The sequence below is a fragment of the Limnobacter humi genome, assembly GCF_024518835.1.
GTDB classification, from domain to species: domain Bacteria; phylum Pseudomonadota; class Gammaproteobacteria; order Burkholderiales; family Burkholderiaceae_B; genus Limnobacter; species Limnobacter humi.
The window spans coordinates 168,810-181,361 of record NZ_JANIGO010000003.1 but is presented as its reverse complement, the minus strand read 5'-3'; the positions used below and the strand labels follow the sequence as shown (position 1 = coordinate 181,361).

Sequence of the window (12,552 nt, the reverse complement as noted above, 5' to 3'; positions counted from 1 at the left end):
GGGTGGGCGTTACAACAAGATAGGCCAACTATTCAGACCAGTTGAAAAATTCTCGGCGACCCTTCATGGTTTCAATCTGGTTGAGCAGCAGATCAAAATCCTCTGGGTGGTCCACCGGGTTTAAGTGTTCGGTGTTGACAATCAACAGCGGCGCGTCGTCATAGTGGTAAAAGAAGCGGCTGTAAGCATCACTCAACTGAGACAAATACGCCTCGGTGATGTTCATTTCATAGGGAATGGCGCGCTTTTGTACACGCTCAATCAGTGCTTGGGGTGAGGCCTGCAGGTAAATCACCAGGTCGGGCACGCTGGTTTGCGGGCTTTGGTGCTGGTAAATCTGGTTGTACAGCTTCAGTTCTTCCTCATCCAGTGTGAGGGCTGCAAACATGCGGTCTTTTTCCAGCAGGAAGTCGCTCACCACCATGTTTTCAAAAAAGTCGCGTTGAGTCAGGTCCCGCAATTGACCAATGCGCTGAAACAGGAAGAACAACTGGGTAGGCAGTGCGTAGCGCGCCGGCTCCCGGTAAAACTTGTCCAAAAAGGGGTTTTCATCGGGTTTTTCAAGCAGCAATTCGGCTGTGAAGCGCTGCGCGATCAGGCGGGCCAGTGAGGTTTTGCCCACGCCAATGGGCCCTTCAATCACGATGTGTCTGTATTTGTTGGCAAGCATGGGCGGGTGTTTTGTGGGTGTAGGGGCACAGTGTAGCGCAGTGCCTGTGTGCGAATTTGAAAACAGGCTCAAATCCGCGTGCAGACTTGGTCTTGGGTGTTTGGCAGAAACAGTTTGGCGGCGCCCAGGCCGGGTATTTCAATGAACGGGTTGAGGTCCAACAGCGGGGCCAGCACAAATCGGCGCAGGTGCATGCGGGGGTGCGGCACGGTCAGGCTGGGGGTTTGAATGCGCGCTTGGCCAAACAGCAGCACATCCACGTCAATCAGCCGGGGGGCGTTGCGCACGGTGCGCACGCGGCCCAGCGCGGTCTCGGTGGACATGCAGGTGGCCAGCAATTCATCGGCGCTGCCTGCCCAATCCAGCTCCAGCACCGAGTTGATGTAGTTGGGGCCGCTGGAGTCCACCGGTGCACTTTCGTAGCGCGGCGATTCCCGGTGGTGTCGGCAGTGCGCATGTTGAGCAACATGCGCAATCACTTCATCAAATAAGCTCACCGGGTTGCCCAGGTTGCCACCCAAGCCCAGGTAGCAGCGGGTGCTTGCGGTTGTCATGTTCAAAGGCTTATTGACCCGATTGTTGGTTGTTGCCTGCAGCGCCAGTGGCGGTGTTGCTGTTGGGTTTGCGCTTGCGGCGGCGTTTTTTCTTCGGTGCAGCCTCAGCCCGGCCTGCGGGTGTTTCGCGCAGTTGTTCCATCAGGTGTTGGCGGTTGTTGCTTTCACCATCACTGAAAATACGCCACCAGCGGGCCACCTCCGGATCGGCATCGCCGGTTTCTGCGCGCAGTTCATAAAAGTCCAGCGCAGCCCGAAACTTCTGTTGCTCCAACATGCGGAAGGGGGCCTTGCCCGCGCGCTTTTCAAACCGGGGCTGGAAGGCCCAAATTTCACGCATGTCGCCAGTCAAACGGCGGGGAATGGCGGTGCGCTCGGCCTGCTCGGCCAGCACTTCATCCATGGCTGCAAACAGGGCGGGGAATTTCACCTCCCCCTGTTCCAGTTTTTTCTCCCAGGTTTCCAGCACCAAGTGCCACAGCAAACAGGCAAACAAAAAGCCGGGGCTCAGTGGTTTGCCGTCTTTCACGCGCTGGTCGGTGCGGGACAAAGCTTCGGCCAGAAATGCTTCGCCGCGCTCCTGGTCCATGATGGCATCCAACAGTGGAAACACACCATGGTGCAAACCAGCTTTGCGCAAGCCTTTCAGGCAGGCCAGGGCCGATCCGCTCATGAGCAGCTTCAACATTTCGTCAAACAGGCGCGATGCGGGCACGTTTTTCAACAAGTCGGCCAAGTCGGCAATGGGGGCGTAGGTGGCGGGCTCAATGGTGAAATTGAGCTTGGCGGCAAAGCGCACCACTCGCAGCATGCGGACCGGGTCTTCGCGGTAACGCTGGCTGGGCTCGCCAATCATGCGCAGGGTTTTGGCCCGCAGGTCTTCCATCCCGTGGTGGTAGTCCCACACGGTTTCGGTGCTCGGGTCGTAGTACAGGGCGTTGACGGTGAAGTCGCGGCGAGTTGCATCTTCATCTTGTCGGCCGAATTCATTGTCGCGCAGCACGCGGCCATGCTCATCCACTTCGCTGCTGGAACTGGCCAGGGCTCGGAACGTGGAGGTTTCGATGGTCTCCGGACCAAACATGACATGCACAATCTGGAAGCGGCGGCCAATGATGCGGGCCCGGCGGAACAGACGCTGCACCTGCTCGGGGCTGGCGTCAGTGGCCACATCGAAGTCCTTGGGGCGCATGCCCAGCACCAGGTCACGCACGGCACCACCCACCACAAACGCCTTGTAGCCTTTGCCTTGCAGGGTTTCGCACACGCGGATGGCGTTGTGGCTCACCAGTCGTCGGTCAATTTTGTGCTCGGCCAGGGTCCACACCTTGGGTTTGTGCACGCCATAGGCCGCCGGTGTTTTTCCACCGTGGTTCAAATGGGTGTGGCTTTGCTTGCCGGGAATGTCTTTGCTCAGTGTGGGCTTGGCCAACAAGCGTTTAAAGAACTTGCGAATCATTTGAACAGCTCCAGAATGGGCCACTGCCGTTCACGGGCAATACCAGCCAGTGTAGGGTCCGGGTTTGCGGCCACCGGGTGGCTGACGCATTCCAGCAGCGGCAGGTCGTTGATGGAATCGCTGTAAAAATACGAACGCTCAAAGTTTTGCCAGTCTAGGTTGCGGGCTTTGAGCCACGCGTTCAGGCGCGTTACCTTGCCTTCCCGAAAGCTGGGCAATCCGCTCACGCCGCCGGTGAATTCACCGGCTTTCACTTCGGGCTCAGTGGCAATCAGGTGCTCGATGCCAAAGGCATTGGCAATGGGGCGGGTGATGAAGCTGTTGGTGGCGGTGATGATCATGCACAGGTCGCCCTCGGCCTGGTGCTTGTTGACCAGTTCGATGGCTGCCGGTTTGATATTGGGGCGAATGACCTCATCCATGTATCGGGCATGCCAGGCGTCCAGCTGTTGCCGGGTGTGCGTTTTCAGCGGCCGCAGCTGAAATTCCAGAAAGGCATCAATGTCGAGGCAACCCGCTTTGTAGTCGGCGTAAAACTGGTTGTTTCTGGCTTCAAATTCATCGCGGTCCAATACACCCAGTTCAATCAGGAACTGCGACCAGCCGTGATCGGAGTCCATGGGGAGTAGGGTGTTGTCCAAATCAAAAAGTGCGAGTTTCATGGTCTTGGTCGTTATTGTTCTCGAACCACCAGGCTTTCCCGGCGTTTCATCCAGTGGCGCAGCAGGTTGACGCTCACCGGTTTGTGTTGTTCCAGCGAAAAGCGGTCCAGGCTGTCGATCACGGCCATGAGCGAACCCATGTCGCGCTGGAAGTAGCGCAGCGCATAGTCCACCACCTCGGGGCTCAATTCAAGCCCGCGGCTTTTGGCGACCGATTGCAAGGCATGGTGTTTTTCGTCGTCGCTCAAGGGATGTACACGCAGGCAAAGGCCCGCTTGAATGCGGGTGCGCAAGTCGTCTCGCACCGGAAGTTCAGCCGGGTGGTGTTCACTGGCCAATACAATCGCCGGGGGCAGGCGGTCTGCCAGGGCGGAATTAAAAGCGTTGAACAGTTGCACCTGCGAGTAGGGCGTGAGCGCTTCGAGGTTGTCGATGATCAGCGCCTGGTCGCCAGGTTTGAAGACAAACCGGGTTTGGCCAGCCAACACCGGTGCGCCCAGCAGGCTGGCCATGCTTTTGAGCAGGTGGGTTTTGCCACAACCAGCTGACCCGTACAACAAAATAAAGGGGCTGGCCGATGCACCCCGCACCAGGGCTTGCAGTTCGTGGACCACCGGCGCATTTTGCCCCACGATGAAGTTCACCAGGCTGGGCCTGGGCGGGGTGAACACATCGAGAAGCAGTTGTTGCATGAACATTGCGCGGGTGGACTGGACGGGCTTGCTTGCTGGGGATGATCCCCTTTGGCTGGCGTCAAATGGTGATCAAAACGCCAACAAGGCAGCCTTCAATAATAACTCCGAAAGGCGCTATTGGGCTTGGAGTCGGTTAAAATACACGGACTTGTGAGCAGTGCGCGGTGCTTCGCCGCGCGAACCTGCTGCCCTTCTTGCCCATTTTTCCGGACTGCCTGACCATGAATTCTCCCTTGACCTACAAAGACGCTGGCGTTGACATTCAAGCCGGGGACGACTTGGTCGAAGCCATCAAGCCAATGGCCAAAAAAACCCTGCGCCCGGGTGTACTGGCAGGCATTGGCGGTTTTGGGGCCTTGTTTGAAGTGCCCAAAGGGTACAAAGAGCCTGTGCTGGTGTCGGGCACCGATGGTGTGGGCACCAAGCTGCGCCTGGCCTTTGACTGGAACATTCACCACACGGTGGGCATTGACCTGGTGGCCATGAGTGCCAACGACATTTTGGTGCAAGGGGCAGAGCCCCTGTATTTTCTGGACTATTTTGCCTGTGGAAAGCTGGATGTGAAAACAGCCGCCAGCGTCGTTGGCGGTATTGCCACCGGTTGTGAACAGGCCGGCTGCGCCTTGATTGGTGGCGAAACAGCCGAGATGCCCGGCATGTACCCCGAAGGCGAATACGACCTGGCTGGTTTTGCGGTGGGTGTGGTTGAAAAGTCCGAGATTATTGACGGCAGCAAAGTGTCGGCAGGCGATGTGGTGATCGGTTTGGCCTCCAATGGCGTGCATTCCAACGGGTTCTCGCTGGTGCGCAAAATTTTGGACCGCGCACAACCCGACCTGAATCAATCGTGCGACGGCGTGACCTTGCGCGAAGCCATCATGGCCCCCACGCGCATGTATGTGAAGCCTGTGCTTGAACTGATTCGCAAACTGCCCGTGCATGCATTGGCGCACATCACCGGCGGTGGCCTGGTTGAAAACATTCCCCGCGTATTGCCTGAAAGCCTAACCGCCGAGTTGAACCGTGCCAGCTGGCCCGAGACCGATCTGTTCAAGTGGCTCCAGCAAAATGGCCAGGTGCCGTTTGATGAAATGAACCGCGTGTTCAACTGCGGCATTGGCATGGTAATTGTGGTGCCGGCTGCACAAACCGATGCGGCGTTGGAATTGTTGGCTGCAGCCGGTGAAAAGGCTTATCGGATTGGTGCAATTCGTGCGCGGGAAGCGGGCGAAGCGCAGACGATTGTGAAGGCCTGAACGCGGTCTTCCCAGGGCACTCCGCGGTCACACCCCTTTAGCGCAGCCATTTGCGGCACTGCGCAGTTACCTCGCCCTTGGCGACGGTCCATTGGTGTTTCCCTCACTGAGCCTCACGATCGCTGAGGTCGACCCTCCAAAAGAGACGGTCGGGAATCGACCTCTGGGCTAGCTCGTTGAGCTTGGCCCACCGCGCCTGTTTGGCACGCTCGGGCCAATGTCCCTGATTGTCGTTGCAGGGGAGGTGAACTGCGCAGGCCACAAACAGACTCGGAGCAATGGCCCCATCAATGCCGGTATGCCCAGCGCCGAAGAGTCAGCCCCCCGGTGTTGCTGGGGGCTGAAAAACAGACCGAGCCGTCGGTCTTAGCGGGGTGTAATGCGATTACAATTCCATCAATACCCACCGCAGTTCATCCCCATGCCCAAAACCTGGTCCGCAGGCCGCTTCAAGCTCACGCCATCACCGCACAGCCCCTTGATCATGGGTATCGTGAATGTCACGCCCGACTCATTCTCCGACGGTGGTCAGCACAACACGGCATCGGCTGCCATTGCCCATGCCGAAACTTTGCTGAAAGAGGGTGCTGATATTCTGGACCTGGGCGGCGAGTCCACCCGACCTGGTTCGCAGGGCGTTTCAGTGGAAGAAGAGTGGGCCCGCCTGGCCCCAGTGCTGAAGGCGCTGGTGCCGTGGAATGTGCCGCTGTCGGTGGACACTTTAAAACCGGAGATCATGCGCCGTGCTGTCGAGGTGGGCGTGGATATTCTCAATGATGTGAACGGTTTCCGTGCGCCGGGTGCTGAAGAAACACTGGCGGCCTCAACAGTAGGTGGGGTGGTCATGCACATGTTGGGAGAACCACGCACCATGCAGGCATCACCCCAATATGCTGATGTGGTGCGCGAGGTAACAGCCTTCCTGCAAGACCGGCTGACCAACCTGGAACAACAGGGTGTTGGGCTACACCGATTGATGGTCGACCCCGGTTTTGGCTTTGGAAAAACACTGGCTCACAACGTGAGCCTCATGCAGGCCACGGCCGCATTCTCTGCGCTTGGAGCAGGGGTGTTGATTGGTGTTTCACGCAAGCGCATGATTGGTGAACTCACTGGCATTGAGAACCCGCCACAGCGCATTCACGGATCGATTGCTGCCGCCCTCTTTGCCGCCCGAGAGGGGGCTGCTGTGGTGCGTGTTCACGACGTGAAAGCCACCCGAGATGCCCTGCAGGTCCAGGCTGTGTTGCTGGGTGGCTGACACTTACCCACAGGGCCTTCCGCTATACTGAGGAATGCAGCCAGCGGTGGTTGTTGTTGCATTAACTGTTGTATCGAACCCTTGCCGTTTATTCAGGATTATTTCGCATGAAGATCATTCCCGTTGTGCTGTGTGGTGGTGCTGGTACCCGCCTGTGGCCGGTCTCTCGCAAAAACCATCCAAAACCCTTCCTGAAGGTGGGCGGTGAAAGCCTGATCGCGCAGACTGTCCGGCGCGCGGCTGCGGTGGTTCAGGGGGATACCACAGCAGATGTATTGCTGGTCAGCAACGAGTCTTATCAGTTTTTGCTGCAGGATGAATGCCTGCCCGTGCTGAACGCCGCTGCCGCAGGGGCCCGGTTGCATCAAATTCTGGAGCCTGCTGGCCGCAACACGGCCCCTGCCATTGCATTGGCTGCCTTGTGGGCACAGGCCTTGCATCCCAAAGAGCGCGTGGTGTTGCTGGTGTTGCCAGCTGACCATCTCATCAGCCCCGTCAGCACTTTTGTAGAAACGGCGCACAAGGCTGTGACCAGTGCACTGAAAGGCAATCTCACCTGTTTTGGCATTCAGCCCACCGCGCCGGAAACCGGTTTTGGTTACATTCAAAAAGGCGCCAGCTTGGAAGGCTTGCCCGGCGTGCACGCTGTGAAGCGTTTTGTTGAAAAGCCCAAGCTGGATGTGGCCATGGAATATCTGGCCAGCGGTGAGTACCTGTGGAATGGCGGCATGTTTGCGCTGGAGGTGTCATCGTTCCTGTCTGCCCTGGATTCATTGGCACCGGATGTACGCAGCAGCGCCCAGGCGGTGTGGGCCCAAGCCAAGTCCCGAGCAGACAAGGCCTCTGGCGGGCAGATTGTGCAGTTTGATGCCAGCGCTTTTGCCCAGTTGCCCGACATCAGCATCGACTATGCCGTGATGGAAAAAGCAGCCAATGTGGCGGTGGTGCCTGCGGGTTTCCAGTGGAGCGACATTGGCAGTTGGGCAGCACTGGCTGAACAGGCCCAGGCCGATGCAGCCGGTAACACCCAGCAATTGGAAGGGCGGGGTGAGCTGATTTCCATTGAATCGCAAGGGACACACGTGCGCGTGGGCGACCGTACCGTGGCCACGCTGGGTGTGAGCAATTTGTTGGTGATCGATACCCCCGATGCCCTGCTGGTGGCCGACAAAAGCCGGCATCAGGATGTGAAGAAAGTGGTGGATGCGCTCAAAGCCAAGGGCAGTGAACTGGTAAATCTGCACCCCACCGTGCACCGGCCCTGGGGTACTTACACAGTCCTGGAAGATGCCGCTGGCTACAAAATCAAGCGGATTGAAGTCAAGCCAGGCGCATCACTCAGCTTGCAAATGCACCACCATCGCAGTGAACACTGGATTGTGGTGACGGGCACCGCAGAAGTAACCAATGGCGAGGCTGTGTTCTTGGTGCGCAAAAACGAGTCCACTTACATACCCGCTGGCAACAAACACCGCTTGGTCAATCCGGGGCGTATGCCATTGGTCATGATTGAGGTGCAAAGCGGCGATTATCTGGAAGAAGATGACATCGTCCGCTTCCAGGACAATTACGGCAGGGCCTGAGCAGTTACATCCACTGAACGACCACATCCAGCGTCCCGGTGAATGTCTCGCCGGGCGCAAGCCGGGTTGGCTGATGGGCAATCACCGGTTCAATGCACACAAACTGCTGCCAGTCGCCCTCCGGCAGGTCCGCCAATTGTTGGGCCAACAGCGGGCCTGGATTCCACACCATCCATTCAGTAAAACCACTGCTGCGCAGAGTAATCTGGCGTTTCAAACCGGGATCCGTCAACACCACCGTGGGGTTGCCCACATATAGTCGTTCAAACTCTGCTGCTTTAAAACGCAACTGTTGCTGTGGCGAGCGCTGTAGCGTGTGGTCCAATTTGTCCGCCACTGGCAGATCGCTCAAGCCCTCAACCTCGATGTCCATCAATCGGCTGATTTGAATATAGGGGTGCAGTCCGCCGGTCCAATCAAATGCATCGTTGCCAGTATTCGTTACCCGAAATTCATACCGAATGCGGTTGATTTCGGGGTATTCCAGCCATTCCAAGTGCGCAGCGTAAGGCCAGCCGGGCCAATCCCCCGGTTGAACATTCAATTGACTGTGGTGCCGTACCGGGCCGTTTTGCGCGTCTGCAACTGGCGACTGGGCAAACACCGAGTCCCTGGCGAAGCCATGTTTGCGCAATGGCCCGCGGTCCGCAAACTGGGGGAACAGCAAGGGTATGCCACCGCGCCATGGTTTGCCCGGCAGTTGAATGGGTGAGGTGTACAACAGGGGTGCTTTTCGAGCGGGCAGGGGTGTATTCATGGTGGCATTGACGCAACGAAATCCGATGGTTGGGGGGTGCATGGCGAGCCTTCACTCCACACGCAGCTTAGCATTTGTAAGACAATCTCTGTCACACCAGCATTCACCCGACTTTCAGCATGAGCAGACAATATTTCGGCACAGACGGCATTCGCGGCACCGTGGGGCAATCGCCCATGACACCCGATTTCATTTTACGGTTGGGGCAGGCGGCTGGCTTGGTGATTGCTCGTCATGAACGGGGTAGTCGACGGCCCACCGTCTTGATCGGAAAAGACACCCGCGTGAGTGGCTATTTGCTGGAGAGTTGTCTGGAGGCGGGCCTGACCTCGGTGGGGGTGGATGTGGTGCTGGTTGGCCCCATGCCCACTGCGGGTATTGCCTATCTCACCCGCACCCTGAACCTGTCGGCCGGTGTGGTGATCAGCGCGTCACACAACCCTTATCCCGACAATGGCATCAAGTTTTTTTCAGGGCAAGGCACCAAGCTGCCCGATGAGTGGGAGCTGGAGATTGAACAGCAGCTGCAGGGTCAATTGCCGTGCAACTCATCGGTGAACCTGGGCAAAGCCAAACGCCTGGAAGATGCCGCTGGGCGCTACATCGAGTTTTGCAAGAGTACGTTTCCTCGCGGGTTAGACCTGCGCGGATTGAAGGTGGTGGTGGATTGTGCCAACGGCGCGGCTTATCACATTGCCCCGGCCGTGTTTCGCGAGCTGGGTGCCGAGGTGGTGGTGATGGCCGACCAACCCAATGGTTTGAACATTAACGACGGTGTGGGTGCCACTCACCCGGAGGCCGTTTCAAAAGCGGTGTTGGAGAACAAGGCCGATTATGGATTTGCATTGGATGGTGACGCAGACCGATTGATTTGTGTGGACAGCAACGGCCGTATTTTCAACGGTGATGAATTGTTGTTTGTGTTGGTGGCTCACCGTTTGGGCACTGGTTTGCCGGTGCCGGGTGTGGTGGGCACGTTGATGAGCAACATGGGGCTGGAGTTGGCCTTGACCGGCTTGGGCATCGCCTTTGAACGCGCAAAGGTTGGCGACCGGTATGTGTTCGAGAAGTTGCAGGAAAGAGGCTGGCAACTGGGTGGTGAAAGCTCCGGCCATTTGCTGGTGCTGGACCGCCATTCCACGGGTGATGGCATTGTGAGTGCCTTGCAGGTATTGGGTGCAGTGCAAGGCCTGGGGCAACCACTGGCTCATATCTTGAGCCCAGTGGTGATGATGCCGCAGGTGTTGAAGAACGCACGTTTACCAGCCGGCTATGTGTGGTCAAACGACAGAGACCTAGCAGCCGCTTGTGAGCAGGTCCGGGCTGAGCTGGTCGGGCAGGGGCGCTTGCTGATTCGCCCTTCGGGCACCGAGCCAGTGCTGCGGGTCATGGTGGAGGCGAGAGACACAGCGAGAGCTGAGGGCTTGGTTGACCGGTTGTTGGCTGTACTGCCCAAAGCATCGGGATGAGTTAAATCGCGCTGCAAAGTCAGTGTCGTCAAACTGACACATGGTCACGCCATACTTCGGAGCCATCGGGTTAATCGAATGTTGCGGTCATGTCGAAAATCGCCATTGCAGGCACCGGGTATGTGGGCTTGTCCAACGCCGTGTTGTTGGCGCAGCACAATCAAGTGGTCGCGTTGGACATCGTGCAGGGCAAAGTGGACCGAATCAATGCCCGCCAAAGCCCGATTGTGGATGCTGACATTGAAGACTACCTCTCGACCAAACCCCTCAACCTGACAGCGACCACCGATGCGGCACAGGCCTATGCCGGTGCAGAGTTTGTGATCATTGCAACGCCAACCGACTACGATCCGGAAACCAATTATTTCAATACCCGGTCAGTTGAAGCCGTGATTGAACAAGTCACCAACACCAATCCCGATGCGCTGATGGTGATCAAGTCGACAGTGCCTGTGGGTTTTACCCGCCATGCGCGCCAGAAGTACCACACCGCCAACCTGATTTTTTCCCCGGAGTTTTTGCGGGAAGGCCGGGCACTGCATGACAACCTTTATCCTTCACGGATTGTGGTGGGTGAACGGTCGGCACGGGCGGAGCGCTTTGCAGCCCTGTTGCAGCAAGGCGCCATCCGAAAAGATGCCCCGGTGTTGTTCACAGGCAGCACCGAGGCGGAAGCCATCAAATTGTTTGCCAACACCTACCTGGCCATGCGCGTTGCTTATTTCAATGAGCTGGACACGTATGCCGGTGTGCATGGATTGGATACCCGACAAATGATTGATGGGGTTTGTCTGGACCCCCGTGTTGGCCCACACTACAACAATCCGTCGTTTGGTTATGGCGGTTATTGCCTGCCGAAAGACACCAAACAGATGCTGGCCAATTACAACAACGTGCCGCAAAACCTGATTCGGGCCATTGTGGATGCCAACTCCACCCGCAAAGATTTTGTGGCTTTCGACATCATCAAACGCAAGCCCAGGCTGGTTGGTATTTATCGTCTGGTGATGAAGGTCGGTTCTGACAACTTTCGCTCCAGTTCGGTGCAGGGCATCATGAAGCGCATCAAGGCCAAAGGCATCGACGTGGTGGTCTATGAACCCGCGCTGAACGAACCTCATTTTTACAACTCCACGGTGTATCACGACCTGGAGGCTTTCAAACGCGACGCCGATTTGATCGTGGCCAACCGCATCACGCCGGATTTGCACGATGTGCTGGACCGCGTGTACACGCGCGATTTGTACCAAAGGGATTAATTTTGACGGCCCACGTTTCAAACTGGGCTGGCAGGCTTGACGAAATCGGCTGCACCCCTTAGAATTCCGCTTCTTTGTCGGGGCATAGCGCAGTCTGGTAGCGCATCTGGTTTGGGACCAGAGGGTCGTGGGTTCGAATCCTACTGCCCCGACCACCCGGTTTCGATGCAAAGCCGGCACCGGGCCCCGTTGAATGCGTTCAATGTGCTGCCCGTAGCTCAGCTGGATAGAGCATCGGCCTTCTAAGCCGAGGGTCGGGGGTTCGAGCCCCTCCGGGCAGGCCAAAGAATTTTGTAAGGTTACCCTGTGGCGGGGTTAGCTCAGTTGGTAGAGCAACGGATTGTGATTCCGTGGGTCGTGGGTTCGAGCCCCATACCTCGCCCCAAATAAAACAAGGACCTGGCGTGAGAAATCCGCCGGGTCCTTTTTCGTTTCAAGAACAATCTTTCAAGCTGTTCAGCTTGCATCACCTTTGCTCAGGCCCGAGTGGTTGATCATTTCAATCACACTCATGCGGGTTGTGCTGGATTTCTGCGCGGTGGATGGCGAAACAGTGCTGTCCCCAGCGGCTGGATTGAATTCCCCTCGGCTCTGAGCGCCTCGAAGAACATTCAACACAGTGTCTTGGCTGAGCCGTGTGGTTGCATCCCTGTAATCCACCACATGGGACGTGCCGTCTCCAGCGTGTGGATTGTTTGCGGCGGTCATGCCGATGCCAGGTGTAAACACGGACAGGGCGAAGGCGGTTGCAGTGAGCAGTTGACGTGCGTTCATGGTGATTCTCCTGAATGATGGGTTGTTTGTCTGCCTCGGCAATGTCGCCCTGGCATGACTCAAACAATACACAGCCACACATGACCAAGCCCCCACCGGTAGATGACAAATTTGTCATGTCCAGAGTTCGATGCTGCTTCTATACTCACCACC

At 57.3% G+C, this 12,552-nt stretch carries 12 protein-coding genes and 3 tRNA genes; 8 read left to right on the top strand and 7 right to left on the bottom strand.

The window, feature by feature from the left end; all coding sequences use genetic code 11:
• Positions 1-28: 28 nt before the first annotated feature.
• The 5 genes from NQT62_RS10200 to NQT62_RS10180 form a co-directional block, all read right to left on the bottom strand.
• Positions 29-670, bottom strand: a complete 642-nt coding sequence (locus NQT62_RS10200; protein WP_256764595.1) for a deoxynucleoside kinase — start codon at positions 668-670, stop codon at positions 29-31.
• A gap of 68 nt (positions 671-738) precedes the next feature.
• Entirely contained in the window at positions 739-1,224 is a 486-nt protein-coding gene (folK, locus tag NQT62_RS10195; RefSeq protein ID WP_256764594.1) for a 2-amino-4-hydroxy-6-hydroxymethyldihydropteridine diphosphokinase, read from the bottom strand.
• A 10-nt stretch (positions 1,225-1,234) separates the two neighbouring features.
• A complete protein-coding gene (pcnB, locus tag NQT62_RS10190; protein ID WP_256764593.1) occupies positions 1,235-2,683 on the bottom strand; it encodes a polynucleotide adenylyltransferase PcnB in 1,449 nt (482 codons plus the stop codon).
• Positions 2,680-3,345, bottom strand: coding sequence for a histidinol-phosphatase (locus NQT62_RS10185; RefSeq protein WP_256764592.1), 666 nt, complete (start codon positions 3,343-3,345; stop codon positions 2,680-2,682). Before NQT62_RS10185 ends, pcnB begins: the two co-directional genes overlap by 4 nt.
• An 11-nt stretch (positions 3,346-3,356) precedes the next feature.
• A complete protein-coding gene (locus tag NQT62_RS10180; RefSeq protein ID WP_256764591.1) occupies positions 3,357-4,037 on the bottom strand; it encodes an HdaA/DnaA family protein in 681 nt (226 codons plus the stop codon).
• 224 nt (positions 4,038-4,261) lie between these two features.
• Here NQT62_RS10180 and purM point away from each other — a divergent pair, with 224 nt between their 5' ends.
• The 3 genes from purM (at position 4,262) to NQT62_RS10165 (ending at position 8,140) form a co-directional block, all read left to right on the top strand.
• The gene (gene purM, locus NQT62_RS10175; RefSeq protein ID WP_256764590.1) at positions 4,262-5,296 is read left to right on the top strand and encodes a phosphoribosylformylglycinamidine cyclo-ligase; all 1,035 of its coding nucleotides are present in this window, start codon (positions 4,262-4,264) and stop codon (positions 5,294-5,296) included.
• A 421-nt stretch (positions 5,297-5,717) separates the two neighbouring features.
• Positions 5,718-6,557: a dihydropteroate synthase gene (gene folP, locus NQT62_RS10170; RefSeq protein ID WP_256764589.1), complete on the top strand. Its 840-nt coding sequence runs from the start codon at positions 5,718-5,720 to the stop codon at positions 6,555-6,557.
• Between the two features lie 107 nt (positions 6,558-6,664).
• Positions 6,665-8,140, top strand: a complete 1,476-nt coding sequence (locus tag NQT62_RS10165) for a mannose-1-phosphate guanylyltransferase/mannose-6-phosphate isomerase (protein WP_256764588.1) — start codon at positions 6,665-6,667, stop codon at positions 8,138-8,140.
• Positions 8,141-8,144: 4 nt separating this feature from the next.
• On the opposite strand, the gene NQT62_RS10160 is transcribed toward NQT62_RS10165, so the two are convergent.
• Positions 8,145-8,939, bottom strand: coding sequence for an aldose epimerase family protein (locus NQT62_RS10160; RefSeq protein WP_256764587.1), 795 nt, complete (start codon positions 8,937-8,939; stop codon positions 8,145-8,147).
• Between the two features lie 77 nt (positions 8,940-9,016).
• Here NQT62_RS10160 and glmM point away from each other — a divergent pair, with 77 nt between their 5' ends.
• From glmM to NQT62_RS10135, 5 genes are all read left to right on the top strand, one after another.
• A complete protein-coding gene (gene glmM / locus NQT62_RS10155) occupies positions 9,017-10,366 on the top strand; it encodes a phosphoglucosamine mutase (protein WP_256764586.1) in 1,350 nt (449 codons plus the stop codon).
• A gap of 89 nt (positions 10,367-10,455) precedes the next feature.
• Positions 10,456-11,625: a nucleotide sugar dehydrogenase gene (locus NQT62_RS10150; RefSeq protein WP_256764585.1), complete on the top strand. Its 1,170-nt coding sequence runs from the start codon at positions 10,456-10,458 to the stop codon at positions 11,623-11,625.
• A 78-nt stretch (positions 11,626-11,703) separates the two neighbouring features.
• Positions 11,704-11,780: transfer RNA gene (locus NQT62_RS10145), tRNA-Pro, on the top strand.
• A 52-nt stretch (positions 11,781-11,832) separates the two neighbouring features.
• Positions 11,833-11,909: transfer RNA gene (locus NQT62_RS10140), tRNA-Arg, on the top strand.
• 25 nt (positions 11,910-11,934) lie between these two features.
• Positions 11,935-12,010: transfer RNA gene (locus NQT62_RS10135), tRNA-His, on the top strand.
• A gap of 71 nt (positions 12,011-12,081) precedes the next feature.
• Here NQT62_RS10135 and NQT62_RS10130 read toward each other — a convergent pair.
• A complete protein-coding gene (locus NQT62_RS10130) occupies positions 12,082-12,399 on the bottom strand; it encodes a hypothetical protein (protein ID WP_256764584.1) in 318 nt (105 codons plus the stop codon).
• Positions 12,400-12,552: the final 153 nt, after the last annotated feature.

Coding starts and splice junctions, on each gene's coding strand:
- NQT62_RS10200 (WP_256764595.1), bottom strand. CDS start 670: ATGCTTGCCAACAAATACAGACACATCGTGATTGAAGGGCCCATTGGC.
- folK (WP_256764594.1), bottom strand. CDS start 1,224: ATGACAACCGCAAGCACCCGCTGCTACCTGGGCTTGGGTGGCAACCTG.
- pcnB (WP_256764593.1), bottom strand. CDS start 2,683: ATGATTCGCAAGTTCTTTAAACGCTTGTTGGCCAAGCCCACACTGAGC.
- NQT62_RS10185 (WP_256764592.1), bottom strand. CDS start 3,345: ATGAAACTCGCACTTTTTGATTTGGACAACACCCTACTCCCCATGGAC.
- NQT62_RS10180 (WP_256764591.1), bottom strand. CDS start 4,037: ATGCAACAACTGCTTCTCGATGTGTTCACCCCGCCCAGGCCCAGCCTG.
- purM (WP_256764590.1), top strand. CDS start 4,262: ATGAATTCTCCCTTGACCTACAAAGACGCTGGCGTTGACATTCAAGCC.
- folP (WP_256764589.1), top strand. CDS start 5,718: ATGCCCAAAACCTGGTCCGCAGGCCGCTTCAAGCTCACGCCATCACCG.
- NQT62_RS10165 (WP_256764588.1), top strand. CDS start 6,665: ATGAAGATCATTCCCGTTGTGCTGTGTGGTGGTGCTGGTACCCGCCTG.
- NQT62_RS10160 (WP_256764587.1), bottom strand. CDS start 8,939: ATGCACCCCCCAACCATCGGATTTCGTTGCGTCAATGCCACCATGAAT.
- glmM (WP_256764586.1), top strand. CDS start 9,017: ATGAGCAGACAATATTTCGGCACAGACGGCATTCGCGGCACCGTGGGG.
- NQT62_RS10150 (WP_256764585.1), top strand. CDS start 10,456: ATGTCGAAAATCGCCATTGCAGGCACCGGGTATGTGGGCTTGTCCAAC.
- NQT62_RS10130 (WP_256764584.1), bottom strand. CDS start 12,399: ATGAACGCACGTCAACTGCTCACTGCAACCGCCTTCGCCCTGTCCGTG.